The sequence below is a fragment of the Corallococcus sp. 4LFB genome (assembly GCF_046520365.1).
GTDB classification, from domain to species: domain Bacteria; phylum Myxococcota; class Myxococcia; order Myxococcales; family Myxococcaceae; genus Corallococcus; species Corallococcus caeni.
Genome location: NZ_JBKGHJ010000043.1, coordinates 1 through 15,577, shown reverse-complemented (window position 1 = coordinate 15,577; position 15,577 = coordinate 1). Strand labels below are relative to the sequence as shown.

General features: G+C 70.1%; 16 protein-coding genes. 8 read left to right on the top strand and 8 right to left on the bottom strand.

Annotated features, from left to right (window positions below; translation table 11 throughout):
* The first annotated feature begins 2 nt into the window (after positions 1-2).
* From ACLEQD_RS07515 to ACLEQD_RS07500, 4 genes are all read left to right on the top strand, one after another.
* Positions 3-677 carry a MotA/TolQ/ExbB proton channel family protein gene (locus tag ACLEQD_RS07515; protein WP_410382853.1) on the top strand — a complete coding sequence of 225 codons (675 nt, stop codon included), beginning with the start codon at positions 3-5 and terminating at the stop codon, positions 675-677.
* A 102-nt stretch (positions 678-779) separates the two neighbouring features.
* On the top strand, positions 780-1,193 hold the full coding sequence (locus ACLEQD_RS07510; protein WP_410382852.1) for an ExbD/TolR family protein: 414 nt from the start codon (positions 780-782) through the stop codon (positions 1,191-1,193).
* Positions 1,193-1,708 carry an ExbD/TolR family protein gene (locus ACLEQD_RS07505; RefSeq protein WP_207051688.1) on the top strand — a complete coding sequence of 172 codons (516 nt, stop codon included), beginning with the start codon at positions 1,193-1,195 and terminating at the stop codon, positions 1,706-1,708. The genes ACLEQD_RS07510 and ACLEQD_RS07505 overlap by 1 nt, the downstream gene beginning before the upstream one ends.
* Positions 1,709-1,936: 228 nt before the next feature.
* A complete protein-coding gene (locus tag ACLEQD_RS07500; RefSeq protein ID WP_410382851.1) occupies positions 1,937-3,571 on the top strand; it encodes a YifB family Mg chelatase-like AAA ATPase in 1,635 nt (544 codons plus the stop codon).
* On the opposite strand, the gene ACLEQD_RS07495 is transcribed toward ACLEQD_RS07500, so the two are convergent.
* Entirely contained in the window at positions 3,494-4,873 is a 1,380-nt protein-coding gene (locus ACLEQD_RS07495) for an NAD(P)/FAD-dependent oxidoreductase (RefSeq protein ID WP_410382862.1), read from the bottom strand. The two genes, ACLEQD_RS07500 and ACLEQD_RS07495, sit on opposite strands and share 78 nt — an antisense overlap.
* 281 nt (positions 4,874-5,154) lie before the next feature.
* Between ACLEQD_RS07495 and recA the strand changes: the two genes are divergently transcribed.
* Positions 5,155-6,180 (top strand): recombinase RecA, encoded by a 1,026-nt coding sequence (gene recA / locus ACLEQD_RS07490; protein ID WP_410382850.1) that lies wholly within the window; start codon positions 5,155-5,157, stop codon positions 6,178-6,180.
* Here recA and ACLEQD_RS07485 read toward each other — a convergent pair.
* The 4 genes from ACLEQD_RS07485 to pssA form a co-directional block, all read right to left on the bottom strand.
* Positions 6,177-6,686, bottom strand: coding sequence for a DUF1285 domain-containing protein (locus tag ACLEQD_RS07485; RefSeq protein ID WP_410382849.1), 510 nt, complete (start codon positions 6,684-6,686; stop codon positions 6,177-6,179). The two genes, recA and ACLEQD_RS07485, sit on opposite strands and share 4 nt — an antisense overlap.
* 57 nt (positions 6,687-6,743) lie before the next feature.
* Positions 6,744-8,237, bottom strand: coding sequence for a hypothetical protein (locus tag ACLEQD_RS07480; RefSeq protein ID WP_410382848.1), 1,494 nt, complete (start codon positions 8,235-8,237; stop codon positions 6,744-6,746).
* Complete coding sequence (locus ACLEQD_RS07475) at positions 8,234-9,502, bottom strand: CinA family nicotinamide mononucleotide deamidase-related protein (protein ID WP_410382847.1); 1,269 nt, start codon at positions 9,500-9,502, stop codon at positions 8,234-8,236. The genes ACLEQD_RS07480 and ACLEQD_RS07475 overlap by 4 nt, the downstream gene beginning before the upstream one ends.
* A 69-nt stretch (positions 9,503-9,571) precedes the next feature.
* A complete protein-coding gene (gene pssA / locus ACLEQD_RS07470) occupies positions 9,572-10,429 on the bottom strand; it encodes a CDP-diacylglycerol--serine O-phosphatidyltransferase (protein WP_410382846.1) in 858 nt (285 codons plus the stop codon).
* A 104-nt stretch (positions 10,430-10,533) separates the two neighbouring features.
* Here pssA and ACLEQD_RS07465 point away from each other — a divergent pair, with 104 nt between their 5' ends.
* Positions 10,534-10,968: an alpha/beta fold hydrolase gene (locus tag ACLEQD_RS07465; protein ID WP_410382845.1), complete on the top strand. Its 435-nt coding sequence runs from the start codon at positions 10,534-10,536 to the stop codon at positions 10,966-10,968.
* Positions 10,965-11,663 carry a hypothetical protein gene (locus tag ACLEQD_RS07460; RefSeq protein ID WP_410382844.1) on the top strand — a complete coding sequence of 233 codons (699 nt, stop codon included), beginning with the start codon at positions 10,965-10,967 and terminating at the stop codon, positions 11,661-11,663. Before ACLEQD_RS07465 ends, ACLEQD_RS07460 begins: the two co-directional genes overlap by 4 nt.
* On the opposite strand, the gene ACLEQD_RS07455 is transcribed toward ACLEQD_RS07460, so the two are convergent.
* Positions 11,654-13,120 (bottom strand): hypothetical protein, encoded by a 1,467-nt coding sequence (locus tag ACLEQD_RS07455; protein ID WP_410382843.1) that lies wholly within the window; start codon positions 13,118-13,120, stop codon positions 11,654-11,656. The genes ACLEQD_RS07460 and ACLEQD_RS07455 overlap by 10 nt on opposite strands.
* A 322-nt stretch (positions 13,121-13,442) precedes the next feature.
* Here ACLEQD_RS07455 and ACLEQD_RS07450 point away from each other — a divergent pair, with 322 nt between their 5' ends.
* A complete protein-coding gene (locus tag ACLEQD_RS07450; protein WP_014394187.1) occupies positions 13,443-13,712 on the top strand; it encodes an HU family DNA-binding protein in 270 nt (89 codons plus the stop codon).
* 27 nt (positions 13,713-13,739) lie between these two features.
* On the opposite strand, the gene ACLEQD_RS07445 is transcribed toward ACLEQD_RS07450, so the two are convergent.
* Positions 13,740-14,759, bottom strand: a complete 1,020-nt coding sequence (locus ACLEQD_RS07445) for a M23 family metallopeptidase (protein ID WP_410382842.1) — start codon at positions 14,757-14,759, stop codon at positions 13,740-13,742.
* A 461-nt stretch (positions 14,760-15,220) separates the two neighbouring features.
* Positions 15,221-15,577 (bottom strand): beta-eliminating lyase-related protein (locus tag ACLEQD_RS07440; RefSeq protein ID WP_410382841.1); only part of this gene is annotated, 357 nt, incomplete at its 5' end.

The following is a 15,577-nucleotide window of genomic DNA, read 5'->3' as shown; positions in this document are numbered from 1 at the left end:
CCATGCAATTTACCCTGCTTGATATCTGGCACCACACGGGCCTCTTCGCCCGCATGATCATCTTCACCCTCGCCATCATGTCGGTGGCGTCGCTGGTCGTCATGGCGGAGCGGATCATCGTCTTCCGCAAGACCCGCTCGGACAGCCGCAACTTCGCCGCCAAGATGGGCGCGATCCTCGCGAAGGGCGACCTGACCACGGCCGCGAACACCAACCTGGGCAAGGACGTGGGCCACCTGGGCCGCGTGATCAACTCCGGCCTGACGGCGTACCGGATCACCCCCGGGAACAAGGACCTGGCGGTGGAGTCCGTGGCCCGCGCGCTGGAGCGCCAGGCGCAGCGCGAGGTGCAGAGCCTCAAGCGCGGCCTGGGCCTGCTGGCCACCGTCGGTTCGACGGCCCCGTTCGTCGGTCTGCTGGGCACCACGATGGGTATCGTGAACGCCTTCCAGCTCATGGCGGCCGCGGGTTCCGGCGGTCTGGCGACCATCTCCGCCGGTATCTCCGAGGCGCTCATCACCACGGCGTTCGGTCTGCTCGTGGCGATCCCCGCCGTGATGGCCTACAACTTCCTGCAGGGCTGGGTGGATGCCCGCTCCGTGGACATCTCCGAGTCCTCCAACGAGTTCCTGGACGTGGTGGCGCGGCACGTGGGCGGCGGTTCGCACGCGGCCTGAGTCGTAGCCCCACACCCTGGGACACCCCACCCATGAGGGTGGCCCGGCTGAGAAGCCGCGCCGCCCCGGGGTGGGAATCCCTTCCCGGACACAGGTGCACGCATGGGAATGTCAGCAGGCCCCAAAGGGGGCATCAAGAGCGAGATCAACGTCACGCCCCTGGTGGACGTGGTGTTGGTGCTCCTCATCATCTTCATGGTCGTGACGCCCATGCTCCAGCGCGGCAAGTCCGTGGAGCTGCCCAAGGCCACGGAGATCGAAAAGGAAGGCAAGACGGACGCCGATCCGCTGATCCTCTCCATCACCCCGGACAAGAAGATGTTCGTGGAGAACGATGAGGTCGACGAGAAGGGGCTCCAGGAGAAGATCGCCGCCGAGCTGTTGAAGGATCCAGGCAAGAAGATCCTCCTGAAGGGTGACAACGCCCTGAACGTGGGCGACGTGCGCAAGGTGCTGGACACGGCCCGCAAGGCGAAGGCGAAGCAGATCGCCCTGGGTGTCGAGGAGAAGAAGTAATGTCCCGAGGACACAAGCAGCGTCAGTGGGTCAAGCCCGCGTCCGCGCCGAACTCGGAGATCAACGTCACGCCCCTGGTGGACGTGGTGCTGGTGCTCCTCATCATCTTCATGGTGGTGACGCCTCTCCTGGAGAAGGACATCCTCGTCCGGGTCCCGGAGACGGAGGTCGAGGAGAACCAGCCGCCGCCTGAGCCAGATGATCAGCAGATCGTCGTGCAGGTGGACAAGGCCGGCGCCTACTCCATCAATACGGAGCAGATCCCCGCGTCCGACTACATCCCCCGCCTCAAGCGGATGCTGAACGCCAAGAAGCCGGACGAGAAGGTCGTCTTCTTCATGGCGGATGACGCGGCGAACTACGGCAAGCTGGTGGTGGCGCTCGACGGCGCCCGTGCCGCGGGAGCGAAGATCCTGGGCATGGCCACCGAGCTTCCCCAGAACGCGGTCATCCAGGGAACGCAGACCACGCCGGACGGCGCGGCCCCTGCTCCCGCGCCTGCGCCGACGCCCTGATCCACTTCCTCAAGCAGCGCTGACGCGGGAAACCTCGTCACTGATTCCATCCGAAGCCCGCTGGCGTTCCGACGCCAGCGGGCTTCTTCTTTTTCCAGGCACCGTGTCCCCGAGCGGGACCCGACGTCTGGCGCGATGGATGGCCGCGGCAGGCCATCCCAGGGGGCAGGGCCTCGGTACGTGCATTGCTCTCCCCTGCCCCGGTACGTGGGTGGGAAGGGGATGACGATGCTGGCGAGGGTGCGGTCAGGGGCGTTGATGGGCATCGACGCGGTGGTGGTGGAGTGCGAGGTCGACATGGCGCTCGGCCTGCCCTACTTCAACGTCGTGGGGTTGCCGGAGGGAGCAGCCCGGGAGTCGAAGGTCCGGGTGGTCTCCGCGCTGAAGAACGCCGGGTTCGACCTTCCGCAGAAGCGGATCACCGTCAACCTGGCTCCCGCGGAGATCCGCAAGGAGGGGGCGGCCTTCGAGCTGCCCATCGCCCTGGGCGTCCTTGCCGCGGCGAGGCTGATGGAGGAGGAGCCGCTGGGGCACTACCTCTTTGGCGGGGAGCTGTCGCTGGACGGCTCCATCAAGCCCATCAAGGGCGTGCTGCCCCTGGCCGTGGCAGCCCGGAATGGCGGCTATCGCGGGATCATGGTGCCGGCCGCGAACGCAGCGGAGGGGGCGCTGGTGGAGGGAATCCAGGTGCTGCCGGTGGCCCACCTGCGTGAGGCGGTGGGGCACCTCACGGGCGAGGCCCCCCTGACGCCGCTGACACGCACGGGGACAGCGCCAGGGACTTGTCGCTCGGAGGTCGCGGACATGGCCGACGTGCGCGGGCAGCCGGAACTGAAGCTGGCGTTGGAGCTGGCGGCGGCCGGCGGTCACAACCTCTTGATGGCCGGGCCTCCGGGTTCAGGCAAGACGATGCTGGCTCGGCGGCTGCCAGGCATCCTGCCGGAGATGACGTTCGATGAGGCCCTGGAGGTGACGAAGGTCTACTCCATCCAGGGGCTGCTGGGAGACGAGCAGGCGCTGGTGCGGGAGCGGCCGTTCCGCTCGCCCCACCACACGCTGTCCGACGCGGGACTCGTGGGTGGAGGTCCCATGGCGCGTCCGGGAGAGTTGTCCCTGGCGCACCATGGGGTGCTGTTCCTCGACGAGCTTCCGGAGTTCCGGAAGAACGTCCTGGAGGTGCTGCGACAGCCTCTGGAGGAAGGGGTCATCCACCTGGCGCGGGCAACCCAGCACATCACCTATCCGTGCCGCGTCATGCTGGTCGCGGCGATGAACCCCTGCCCCTGCGGTTACTTCAACGTCCCGGGGCACAAGTGCACCTGCCGCGAGCACCGCGTCTTCGACTATCACACGCGCATCAGCGGGCCGTTGATGGACCGCATCGACATCACCGTGCAGACGCGGCCGGTGGAGTACCACCAGCTCGCGGCGAAGACGCCGGAGCTGCCGAGCCGGTACTACCGACAGCGCGTACAGGCCGCGCGCGAGCGGCAGCGCGTCCGCTTCCAGGACACGCCAGACGTGCACTGCAACGCACAGATGCCGTCGCATCTGCTGCGCCGCTTCTGCGTGCTGTCCCCGAGCGCGGAGAAGGATCTGAAAAACGCGGTTCAGCAGCACGGCCTGTCCGCTCGGGCGCACGACCGCATCCTCAAGCTGGCGCTGACCCGTGCGGACCTGGAGGACCACGGACGTATCGAGGACGTGGACCTGCGACTCGCTGTCGATTGCCGGATGCTGGACCGCCGGGGCTGGCTGCAGACCAATACCCAGGGAGCAGTGGCATCACCCCTCCCCTCGCCTATCAGGAACCAGCCTTCCGAGAACGGCGGAGGCCCCGGCTTCCCGCCCTACCAGAGCTGACCCTTCCCCGACGGGCAAGGGAGGCACGCCCCGCTCATCCAGGCGGGGCGCGGGGCCGGTGATGATGCGCGCCGACCTGCCGAACGTCAGGTACGAGTAGGCCCAGTTGAGCAGCACGGCCAGCTTGCTTCGGAAGCCGATGAGGAAGGTGATGTGGATGAAGAGCCAGGCCAGCCAGGCGATGAAGCCGGATTGCTTGACGCGGCGGAAGGCCACGCCCACGGCATGGCCTCTGCCAATGACCGCGTAGGTTCCCCGGTCCCAGTAGCGGAACGGCTGCATGGGCTGGCCCGCGAGCTGGCGGCGGAGGTTGAGCACCGCGTGCTTGCCCTCCTGCATCGCCGCGGGCGCCACTCCCGGGACCGCGCTTCCGTCGTCCTGCTTCACGAGCGCCAGGTCGCCCACGACGAAGATGTCGGGATGCCCGGGCACGGTGAGCTCGGGCGTCACCGGGACGCGGCCTGCCCTGTCCAGCGTCACGCCGAGCGAGCGCGCCACGGGCGAGGCCTCCACACCCGCGGCCCAGAGCACCGTACGGGCCGCCAGATGTTCAGGGCCCATGTCCACGCCCGCCGTGTCGATGTTCGTCACCCGGGTGCCCGTGCGGACCTCGACCCCGAGCTTCTCCAGCACCCGGCGGGCCTCGCCCGAGAGGTTCTCGGGGTAGGTGGGAAGCACGCGGTCCATGCCCTCGATGAGGATGACGCGCGCATCCCGGGGGTCGATGTTCTGGAAGTCACCCGACAATGAATTGCGGCTGATCTCCGCCAGGGCTCCCGCCAGCTCCACGCCCGTGGGGCCCGCGCCAATGATGGCGAAGGTGAGCAGCGCGCGGCGGCGCTCGGGGTCCAATTCACGCTCTGCCTGCTCGAAGGCGAGCAGCACGCGGCGGCGGATCTCCAGGGCGTCCTCGACGGTCTTCAACCCCATCGAGTGCCGCGACCAGACCTCGTTGCCGAAGTACGAGTGCGTCGCCCCGGTGGCCACGATGAGGAAGTCGTACGCCAGCTCCCCGTCCGACAGGAGGGCTCGCTTGCGCGCGGTGTCCACGCCGGTCACTTCCGCGAGCAGCACCTGGACGTGATTGCGTCCAAGCATGGCCCGCAGCGGCGCGGCGATGTCGCTGGGGCTGAGCGTCGCGGTGGCCACCTGGTACAGCAGGGGCTGGAAGAGGTGGTGGTTGTGACGGTCCACCATCGTGACGCGAACCCCTGCCTTTCGCAGATACCGGGCCGCGTAGAGGCCGCCGAAGCCGCCTCCCAGGATGACCACATGGGGAAGGTTCTCACGGGTCGTATTCACGAGAGGAGAGGTCACGCCGACGTGCCCGGGATTCAATGCAAAGCCTTCCATCCCACCAAGCTGGCCTGTCACGTCCCCCCGTGTCTGCTTATGCGCGGACGCCCTCCCCTTGCACCTTCTCAGCACCCGGGAGACAGCCCTGCCGCTCCGCCGCTTCGGACGGACCGGGCGGACCTGGACGCCCTTGCAGGCCCATCTCCCCGGAAGCCTGCGCGGCATGAGCGTTGCTCTGCCTGGCGCCGAGGCATCCAGCCCGCAGGGCGGCGAGGGAGTCAGACGAGATGAGCAGGCTGACGGAGAAGTTGAAGGCAGTGGCGGCGGCGGTGGCGTCCATCGAGAAGCAGTTCGGCCGGGGCGCGGTGATGACGCTCGGCGCGGACGCACCGGAGCAGAAGGTGGCGGTCATCCCCACGGGCTCGGTGGGGTTGGACCGGGCGCTGGGCGTGGGGGGGTATCCGCGAGGACGCGTGGTGGAGCTGTTCGGCAACGAGTCCTCCGGCAAGACGACGCTCACCCTGCATGCCATTGCCCAGGTGCAGGCCGTGGGAGGCGTGGCGGCCTTCATCGACGCGGAGCACGCGCTGGACCTGTCCTACGCGCGCAAGCTGGGGGTGCGCACGGAGGAACTGCTCGTGGCGCAACCGGACACCGGTGAGCAGGCGCTCGAGATCACCGAACAGCTCGTGCGCTCGGGCGCCGTGGACCTCATCGTGGTGGATTCGGTGGCGGCGCTGGTGCCCCGCGCGGAAATCGAAGGGGAGATGGGGGACGCGCACATGGGCGTCCAGGCGCGGCTGATGAGCCAGGCCCTGCGCAAGCTCACCGGCGCCGTGAGCCGCTCCGGCACCTGCATCATCTTCATCAACCAGATCCGCATGAAGATTGGCGTGATGTTCGGCAACCCGGAGACGACGACGGGTGGCAATGCGCTGAAGTTCTATGCTTCGGTGCGGATGGAGATCCGCCGCACGGGCAACCTCAAGGAGGGGGACGCGGTGGTGGGCTCGCGAGCCCGCGTGAAGGTCGTGAAGAACAAGCTGGCGCCACCGTTCCAGGAGGCGGAGTTCGACGTGCTCTACGGCACGGGCATCCACCGCGCCGCCGAGGTGCTGGACCTGGCCGTGAGCGCGGGTGTGGTGGAGAAGTCGGGCAGCCACTTCAGCCTGCGGGGTGAGCGCATCGGCCAGGGCCGCGAGCGGGCATGCGAGTGGTTGCGAGAGCACCCGGACGTCCTGGAGGCCCTCGCCCGCGACCTGGTCGGAAACACGGCGTCTTCTGTGCCGGCCGCGTCCTCCGAGGCGGCCTAGGGCGCGGCCTGGAGCGCATCCAGCGAGAGGGGGACCTCCCATTGGCGTTGGCCCACGCGCAGCATCAGGTGCCCTTCAGGGGCCTCTTCCAGCAGCTCGCCGAACTGGTACTGCGCATCGCGAGAAAAGCGGGCCTTCGCCCTGCCCTGCTTCACGCGGCAGGTGAGGACTCCCTCCGGCGTGAGCTGGAGCGACCCCAGGTCCAGGGCCTCCGCCGTCCGGTCGCTCAGGCGCAGCGACACACGCTCGTCTGGCGTGACGTCCACGGTGCGCACTTCGTAGGCCGCGTCCTCTACCTGGACGTAGCACCAGTCCGGAGCGATGCGGAGCTGGTAGCGCCCGTCGTCGTCCAGGACCAGCGAGGCGTTGAAGAGCTCGATGATCTTCGGATGCTCGATGGGCGCATCGTCGTGCCACCAGCGCAGCGCCGCATCCAGGCGGATGCCGCTGTCCTCACGGGTGTGCCAACGCTTGCCAGGAGGGGGCTGACCGGTGGGAGGTTGCATGTCGCCCTTGATGTGCGGGTGGAGCCCGGCGGATTCAAGCCGCCGGGTCCTGGAGCCCTACCAGTTCCGCACGAACTCCGTGTAGCCACGAAAGGCCACGGCTCCCCAGAAGTTCACCAGCACGCCAAGCGCCAGCACGGCCACCACCGCGCGGTTGCGCAGCGACCATCCGCCAATGGCGAAGAGCAGCAGCAGGTAGGGCGTGTAGTCCAGGCTGAACCGGAAGCCGAACTGCATGTAACCGGTGTTCTGGTAGAACAGGCCCGGCAGCGCGCACACCGCCACGGTCAGCCACAGGGGCCAGTGCAGCCGGGGACGCGTGCGGGGGACCAGCAGGAACACCAGCAGGGGCAGCGTGAGCAGCAGCGTCAGTCCATGCGGGTCGTACGACAGCCTCGGCGGAGACAGCGACACCTGGGGCAACTTGAGGAACGCGGCCTGGATGTTGCGCGACAGGTACTCGAGGTTGAAGAGCCCGAAGCGGTCGATGTCCGCGTTCACCCGGTTGTTGTAGAAGTACGAGTGGCCGAACTCCCCCGGCTTGCCGAAGCGGTAGGCGTTGTAGGCGGCGGCGAGCAGCGCGAGGGGGGCGGCCCCCGCGCCGAAGAGCACGAGCTTGCGGAAGGCGGGCTTCCACGCGGTCGGAAGGGCCTTGAGCTGGGCCAGCCGGTCCGGGCCGGGGCAGAGCGCCTCCAGGACGAAGAAGAGGCCCGCGAACACCAGCGGCGTGCGGGTGAGCACGGCCATGGAATAGAAGACGCCCGCGAGCACGGGGCGCCGGGCCTTGACGGCGTTGCGCACGTACAGACACGTGAGCGCCACGCCCATCACCTGCGCGCTGAACCAGACCTCGCCCCGGATGGCGCAGTAGAAGAACAGCGTGCCGAAGGCGAGCACCAGCGACAGCACCACGTTGTCGTTACGGTTGCGCTCCGTCTCTCCCTCCTGCGCGAGGAAGCGCAGCAGCGAGTAGAAGAGCGCCACCGCGAGCGCGCCCACGAAGACGCCGAACGAGGTGTCGTTGAACTGGTAGCCGTGCAGCGCGACGAAGGGGAGCATCACGACCGCGGGGAAGGACGGGAAGCTGACGAACCAGCGGTCATCGCGCAGCAGGCGCCCTTCGCACCGCACCTTGTGCCCATCCACCACCCGCACACAGGCCCAGTCCTCCAGGTTGGGCAACACCTGCGGATCCACGTCGAGCCGCCCATCCAGCCAGGATTGCGCCTGGTAGATGAAGTGCGGCGCGGCGCTCTGCCGCAGGAAGCGCTGCGAGCTGAAGCTGGACAGCACCGTGAACGCGACCAGGAACAGCATCACCTCCACCCGGTAGGCCGACAGCCACAGGCGCACCGCGCTGCGCACCGGATGCGCTCCGGCTCCGGCTGGAGGCGTGGGTGGCTGGGTGGATTCCATCGCAGCCATGGGGCTGGAGAGCGGCGCGGCGGACTCGGGCGGGACCGGCTCGCTCGCGGTGGCGGGGGCCGGGGTCGCCGAGGACGGCGATTCCACGGGGGAAGGACGGGGACGCTTTGATTTGGAGCGACTCATGGCGACACGGGGGCGGCGGCGAGCAGGTGCAACCTCAACATCTCCAGCACGTGGGACGCTGCGAAGAGGCGGACCCGGTCCCGGTCACCCGCGAGCGAGATCCGCTCGCAGCGCGGCGCCATGCCGGGACCCGCCAGCCCGCAGTACACGGTGCCCACGGGGTCCTCGGGCGTGCCTCCGCCGGGTCCCGCGTAGCCCGTGACGGACAGGCCGAACGTGGCGCCGCAGGCGGCGCGGACTCCCTCCGCCATGGCGAGCGCCGTCTGCGGCGACACGGCGCTGTGCTTCGCGAGGAGGTCCGGGGGAACGCCCACCCAGGCGGACTTCATCTTCTCCGAGTAGGCGACCGCGCCCCCGATGAAGACCTGGCTGGAGCCTGGGACGGCCGTGAGCTCCTGCGCGACGAGCCCCCCCGTGCAGCTCTCCGCCACCGCCAGCGTGTGGCCGGCGCGCGCGAGCAGGTCCAGCAGGACGGGGGCGTACTCGCTGCCATCCGCGCCGTAGACGTGCGTGCCCAGCACCTGCCGGCAGGCGGCCTCCGCGGCGGCGAGCGCGGCGTCGGCCTCCGCCTGCGTGGGGGCTTCGGCCATCAGCTTCAGGTGGTTCTCCGGCGCGTGCGTCCGGAAGCCGAGCACCACCCGGGGATGGCTGGGGGCCAGGGGCATCACGTGCTCGTTCAGCACGGACTCCGGGAGGCGCACCGTGCGCAGCAGGCGGAAGGCGCGGAACGTGCGGTGGGGCTCGGCGGCGAGCCAGGCGCGCACGCGCGGCAGCACCTCGCCGTCCACCAGGGCGCGGTATTCGCGCGGGACGCCCGGCAGGAAGAACAGGTGGGCGCGGCCGAGCTGCTGGATGACCAGCGGCGCCGAGCCCTGGGGATTGCGCACCGGCTCGGTGCCCGCGGGGATGCGCGCCATGCGCAGGGCGCCCGGGTTGATGGCCATGCCACGCGCGGCGTAGCGCTCCTTCAGCCAGCCGAGCACCCGTGCGTCCTCTTGCATGGGGACGCCTGCCGCCGCGGCGGCGCACTCCAGCGTGAAGTCGTCCGACGTGGGGCCCAGGCCTCCCGAGACGATGACCACGTCCGCGCGCGCCGAGGCCTCCAGCAGCGCGCCCGTGATGTCCGGCCGCACGTCCCCCACCACCGACACCCGTGCGACCTTCACCCCCAGGTCGAAGAGACGGGCTTCCAGGTAGGTGCTGTTGGTGTCCGTGATGAGGCCGGTGACGAGTTCGTCACCGGTGCACAGCAGCTCGACGCGCATGGGCCGGGCATCCTAGCGGCCCCGGGCCGGGAGGGCACGGTCCGCGTCCTGGCTCCCGCGCCTGGCGGCTCAGAGGAACGCGGGACCGTCGTCCGTGGTGGCGTTGGGCTCGGAGTCCTCGTCGTCGTCCTCGTCGAGCCCGGCGGCGACCGCCACCGCGGCGACAGCGCCGACCTTGCGCGACGCCAGCCGGCTGCGCACGGAGACCGCGGACTCCACCAGTCCCATCACCAGGTACGCGAAGAAGTACGTCACCAGCACCCAGGCCGGGTGGAACTGCCGGGCGATGAACGCGCCCGTGAGCGCCATGACCATGAAGACGAGCGCCGACTTCCGGCTGGGACGCGCGTCCTTGAAGGTGCGGTAGCGCACCGTGGACACCATCAGCAGCGACAGGGCCCCCACCGCGACCGCCACCGGCAGGCGCGCGCCGTCACCGAGCGCCTCGCCCTGGCTGGCCACGTGGTGGGAGATGATGAGGGAGACGAGGACGCCGGCCGCCAGCGGGATGGGGAGCCCCACGAAGAAGCCGCCACCCCCGCCGTGCGGGTTGCGCATGGCGAGCACGTTGAAGCGCGCGAGCCGCATGGCGCCGCAGGCCATGAACGCGAAGGAGATGAACAGGCCCCAGAAGCCCATGGGGGCCAGCGCCCACTTGTAGACGAGCAGCGCCGGCGCCGCGCCAAAGGACATGACGTCCGCGAGGCTGTCGAGTTGCATGCCGAAGTCGCTCTGCGTCTTCGTCAGCCGGGCCACCCGTCCGTCGAACCCGTCGAAGAACATGGCGAAGAGGATGGCCAGGGCCGCCTGGTACAGCTGCACCGGTTCTGCCTCACCCGAGCACAGGGTGATGGCGTAGAAGCCACAGAAGATGGAGGTGACGGTGAAGAGGTTCGGGAGCACGAACATCAGTTTCCGCAGCTTCATCGTTCCCTCGACTTCCCCAGGTGGTCGGCTGCCCATGTGGCAGAAACGGCGAGGGAACGGACCTTAGCAGGGTTTTATTCGCGCCGGAGTCGGTCCCGGGTCGCATGGGAGGAGAAATGCCGTACGGGCAGTGGGCCCTGTGGGGATTGACCGCGGCGGCGGTCCTGCTGCTGGTGAACGTCGGGTGGGTCCTGCTCGTGCGGTGGTGGTACCGCCTCAAGGGCCCCCTTCCCGAGATGCTGCGCGTGCGCTGCGCGGATGGGTGGGAACTGACCGTGCACGCGCGGCGAGCCCCGGTGCGCCGCTTCGCCGAGCCTGTCTTGCTATGCCACGGGCTGGCGGCCAACCGCTTCACCTTCGACTTCGAGCCGCCCTACTCGGTGGCCCACTACCTCACCGAGGCAGGCTTCGACTGCTTCAGCGTGGAGTGGCGCGGCACCGGGCACTCGCAGCGTCCGCCCCGGGGCCGGCGGCCCACGGACTTCACCGTCGACGACCACATCCAGCACGACGGCCGGCCCTGCTGGAGCTGGCGTTGAAGGAGACCGGCGCGGAGCAGGCCTTCTGGCTGGGCCACTCCCTGGGCGGCCTGGTGGGGTACGGCGTGGCGCAGGGCCCCGAGGGCGGGAAGCTGGCGGGCCTGCTCGAGCTGGGCGCGCCGGTGTACCTCAAGTCGGAGCCGTTCCTGCGGACGCTCATCTCGCTGGGCGTGCGGGCCGCGTGGCCCGGGAGCATCCGGCAGTCGTGGGTGAGCGCCAGCATGGCGCCCTTCCTGGGCTACCTCGCGCTGCCCCTGTCGGACATCGTCGTGAACCCCCGGCACGTCCCGCCGCGCGTGCTGCGGCAGCTGTCCGTCAACATGATGGCGGCGATGAGCCGCAAGGTGCTGCTCCAGTTCCAGGACTGGATCTCCCACGACGTGTTCCGCTCCTACGACCGCAAGACGGACTGGCGCGCGGGCATCGCGAAGCTCCAACTGCCCGTGCTGGTGATGGGCGGCAGCGCGGACCGGCTCGCCACCGCGGCCAACGTGGAGGCGCAGTACGCGCTGCTCACGTCACCAGACCGCACGCTGCACGTCTTCGGCCGGGACCGCGGGGACAAGATGGACTACGGCCACGGCGACCTCATCTTCGGCACCGGCGCTCCGATGGAGGTCTACCCCGTCATCCGCGAGTGGCTCGAACAGCGCGCCACGCCCCTGCCTCCCACACCCGCTCCCGCTCAGGGCTGAGGGGTGCGGGGGCGGGAGTCGAGCCGGACGCAGGGGGATTGCAGCCCCTGCTTGTTGCTCGCGTCGACGTGGCGGAGGTGGACTCGCGTCTGGCCCTCGCAGTCGGTGGAGACCAGCTCGCCCGTCGCGTTCTTCGCGGTGAGGTCCTCCACGAGCAACTGGCCCTCTTCGATGGCCAGCAGGACGGAGCCGGAGGTGTCGCGCACGTCGACGTTCCTGGACTCCAGGGTGGCCTGCGTATCCACCGCCAACGCGGCGAGCCCGCACCCCGAGAGCCGGGCATGCCGGAGCACCACATGGGCGCGCTGTGTCGCCAGCACGCAGGAGCCCTTCGCTCGCTCGACGGTCACGGTGTCGACGTCCGCTTCCACCTGGCGCAGGTGGAGCCCGTCTCCCGCGATGCCATCCGCGGTGCTCACGTCCGTGATGACGCCCTCCCGCAGGCGCAAGCGCCCCTGCAACGCCACCACGCCGTATTCCCGTGAGCCCTCCAGGCGGAAGCGCCGGAGCTCCAGGTCCGAGGCGGTGAGCTGCAACGCCCCGTAGCTGCCCGCGTCCCTCACGACCACGTCCTCCAGCAGGCCGTTCGTCGCCGTGAGCCCCAGGCCCGCGCGCGTGGCGTGCTCCGAGGTGAAGCCGCGCACTGACAGCCGGGCCCGGCTGGCCGTCACGCCGTACTCATGCCCCTGGACCCGCACGTCCACCAGCGTCAGCGTGCCTTCCACCGTGGAGAACGCCGTGCCCGCGCCCCCGGAGGCCCGCGCCCGTTCGACCACCGCCACGCCGCCCTCCTGGCTCAGCGCCATCCGGGGCCCCTGGAAGGACACCCCCTCCAGGCGGACCGTGGCCCCACCCCGGGCCCGGACCGCGCGCGCGTAGTCGCCCACGAACGCACTGTCCCGGAGGATCAGCGAGGGCGTGGGGGTGCTCCCCGCCGCGGCCTCCACGAGCACGCCGACCGCGACCTGTGCCTGGCTGCCCGCCCCCGCCTCGAAGCGCAGGTCCCTGCCTTCGAGCGGCCCTGCCCCCAGGTGGATCGCCCCCTGCGCCTGCCCCCGGAAGGTCACGGCCCGGACCCGCGTCGGCCCCCGGGCTTCCAGGCCCCAGCCTCCTCCCTCCACCACCAGGGCTTCCAGGGCGGTGTTCCCCCGGGCCTCCACCACGGTGGCGCCAGCCCCCGTCCCCGCCAGGATCGTGGACGGGCCGTCCCCCTGGAGCCGGCTTCCTTCCGGCAGCCGGATGGGGCCTTCGTAGCGGCCGGAGGCCAGGTGCACGAGCAGCGGGCCGGGACGGTTCAGGGCCTCCGCCAGGGAGCGCAGGGGCCGCTCCCGGGTGCCGTCGCCGCCCACCGCCGCCCCGTCCACCCAGAGCTCGCCCGCCGCGTCGGGCCGCAGCGTCGGCCGTGAGCAGGCGCACAGCAGGGCCAGCAGGAGCCAGGGCAGGAGTCGGGTGCACATGCGGGCAGGCACTCTAGCCCCTTGATGGCACCCTGCTGGAGCTGGATCAGGAGCCACTGCTAAGTGATCGATTTCCCAAAGACTTTCATGCGGATTCGATCACACGGCGATCACTTCCCCTGATGGGAAAAGTAGGAGTGTGAGGATGTATCAAAAGATGCGATCCTCCCTCTCTCTACAGGGTGTATTTCGAGAGGCCAGTTTTCATCCGGAGGCCGAATTTCCGGCCCGGGAGCGGGTGGCGCATTGACAGTCGAAACCTCGATTTGTTACCTCCGCCATCCGCTCGTTCAACGCCAGACAACGCAGAGGGAGGGGTGTCATGACCAAGGCAGAGCTCGTGGAGGTGGTGGCTGCGCAGTCGAAGCTCACGAAGAAGCAGGCCGCCCAGATCCTCGACAGCGTCTTCACCAACATTGGCAAGGCGGTGAAGAAGGACACGCGCTTCAGCTACCCCGGGTTCGGCACGTGGTCGCTGCGCTCGCGCAAGGCGCGGAAGATCCGCAACCCGCAGACCAACGAGATGATGAAGCTCAAGGCGTCGAAGACGGTCGGTTTCCGTCCCGCCAAGGAGCTGAAGAACTCGCTGTAGTCGCAGGGCCCAGAAGGCCCGTCCCCCTCAGGGGCGCGAACCCGTGACCGGGTGCCGCCCCTGGGACGTGAGGACGGGGGACTGCGCCGGCATGCGGGCCACGGGACGCTCCTCGGAGGTGTCCGGGGCCGCCTCGGGGGCGACGAGCGCCTCCAGCGGATCCAGTGAACTGCCGTCGTGCCAGAGCTCGAAGTGGACGTGGACGCCGGTCGCTAGACCCGTGTCCCCCGCGAGCCCCACGACGTCGCCCCTCGCCAGCACCTCGCCGGTCGTCACCAGGACCTCGGACAGGTGGCTGTAGCGCGTCACCCACTGGCCGTCGTGCTGGACCTCCACCATCTTGCCGTGGTCGCCGTTCCAGCCGGCGCGCAGGACGACACCCCTCTCCGCGACGCCCACGGGCTGTCCGCGGCGGGCCGCCAGGTCCACGCCCGAGTGGCGGCGGAGCCGGCCGGTGATGGGGTGCCAGCGCTCCCCGTAGAGGCTGGTGATGGTGACCGGCTCCACCGGCCAGGCGAGGCGCGGCGGGCCCGAGGGCTCCGGCGGCAGCTCCCAGCGGCGCAGCGTGGACGCGCGCACGATGAGGCGGCCCACGCGCACCACCACGGCCTCCGCGAGCGGGCCCGGCATGTCGCCATAGAGGCGCGCGTCCTGCTCCAGCTCTGCCTCCATCACGCCCCGGGCGCGGGTCAGGTCGCGGGTGTCGGTGTGCTCCACCGGCCGGGCCAGGAAGGCGTCCAGGGCCGCGTTCATCGCCTCCCAGTTGCGCACCTGGTCGGTGGGCATGGCGCTGCCGCGCTGGACCTTCTGGCGGTAGGCCTGGGCCTGCCGCGCGAACGCGGTGAGCGCGGCGTCGAGCTCCGCGGAGCGCTCAGGGGCCAGCGGGCCCCGGGCGTGCGCCGGTTCGTGGGGGAGGAAGGGCCCGCTGTCGCTGACGAAGCCGCTGTCACCCGAGGTCGCGTACAGCTCCTCAAAGCTCATCTTGCCCTGGCGCGGAGTCGCGCAGGCGGAGAGGGCCAGCAGGGCGAGGACGGCGGGTCGGCGCACGGCGGGACGAGCCTACCACGCGTCAGCCCGTCCACCTGTTCCAGGCCGTGGATCATTCCCCCTGTCGGACAGGAGCGTGCGGTCCGCACCTGGCGTGTCGGACCGCCCCCGGGTCGTGGTGGACCGTTCCGCCCCCCACAGGGGGCCCGGCTCCGCGCCACGGCGGCTCTGCTTCGCGTGTGGGCGTGACGGCGGCTCGGTCCTGCCGGGACGCCCCGTCCGGAGTCCCCGTCCCAACTGGTCCGACTGTCGGACCAGTTCGGCGGCATCTGGCCCCCGACGCGGACGCGGGACCTTCCGCCGCTTTCGAGCTGGTCTGGTGTGTCCCCCGTCGTGGCTGGGGGCTTTCCGCTCCCGCGAGCCGTCCCAACCGGTCCGACTGTCGGACCCGCTGGGTCGCATCGGGCCGGCGGTGGCCCCCTGGAGGTCCCGAAGCCCAGGACCCTGGTGTGACGCCGGGGTCAGCTGGCGAGGGCCTGGCGGATCCGCGCCAGGGCGTCGTCGATGTCCGCCGTGGACACGTCCAGGTGGCACACGAGGCGGATGGAGTGCGGGCCGGTGGGGTTGGCCAGCACGCCCTGCTTCAGCAGCAGCGCGGAGGCCTCGGCCGCCGGACGCACCAGGTCCGCGAACACCATGTTCGTCTCCACTCGCGACAGGTCCACCTTCACGCCCGGAAGCTGGGCCAGGCCCTCCGCCAGCCGGCGCGCGTTGGCGTGGTCCTCGGCCAGGCGCTCCACGTGGTGCTCCAGCGCGTAGAGCGCCGCCGCCGCGAGGATGCCTGCCTGCCGCATGCCGCCGCCCAGCCGCTTGCGCAG

Excerpts from the sequence above, each read along its gene's own strand:
- ACLEQD_RS07515 (WP_410382853.1), top strand. The coding sequence starts at position 3 with ATGCAATTTACCCTGCTTGATATCTGGCACCACACGGGCCTCTTCGCC.
- ACLEQD_RS07510 (WP_410382852.1), top strand. The coding sequence starts at position 780 with ATGGGAATGTCAGCAGGCCCCAAAGGGGGCATCAAGAGCGAGATCAAC.
- ACLEQD_RS07505 (WP_207051688.1), top strand. The coding sequence starts at position 1,193 with ATGTCCCGAGGACACAAGCAGCGTCAGTGGGTCAAGCCCGCGTCCGCG.
- ACLEQD_RS07500 (WP_410382851.1), top strand. The coding sequence starts at position 1,937 with ATGCTGGCGAGGGTGCGGTCAGGGGCGTTGATGGGCATCGACGCGGTG.
- recA (WP_410382850.1), top strand. The coding sequence starts at position 5,155 with ATGAGCAGGCTGACGGAGAAGTTGAAGGCAGTGGCGGCGGCGGTGGCG.
- ACLEQD_RS07485 (WP_410382849.1), bottom strand. The coding sequence starts at position 6,686 with ATGCAACCTCCCACCGGTCAGCCCCCTCCTGGCAAGCGTTGGCACACC.
- ACLEQD_RS07480 (WP_410382848.1), bottom strand. The coding sequence starts at position 8,237 with ATGAGTCGCTCCAAATCAAAGCGTCCCCGTCCTTCCCCCGTGGAATCG.
- ACLEQD_RS07475 (WP_410382847.1), bottom strand. The coding sequence starts at position 9,502 with ATGCGCGTCGAGCTGCTGTGCACCGGTGACGAACTCGTCACCGGCCTC.
- pssA (WP_410382846.1), bottom strand. The coding sequence starts at position 10,429 with ATGAAGCTGCGGAAACTGATGTTCGTGCTCCCGAACCTCTTCACCGTC.
- ACLEQD_RS07465 (WP_410382845.1), top strand. The coding sequence starts at position 10,534 with ATGGGAGGAGAAATGCCGTACGGGCAGTGGGCCCTGTGGGGATTGACC.
- ACLEQD_RS07455 (WP_410382843.1), bottom strand. The coding sequence starts at position 13,120 with ATGTGCACCCGACTCCTGCCCTGGCTCCTGCTGGCCCTGCTGTGCGCC.
- ACLEQD_RS07450 (WP_014394187.1), top strand. The coding sequence starts at position 13,443 with ATGACCAAGGCAGAGCTCGTGGAGGTGGTGGCTGCGCAGTCGAAGCTC.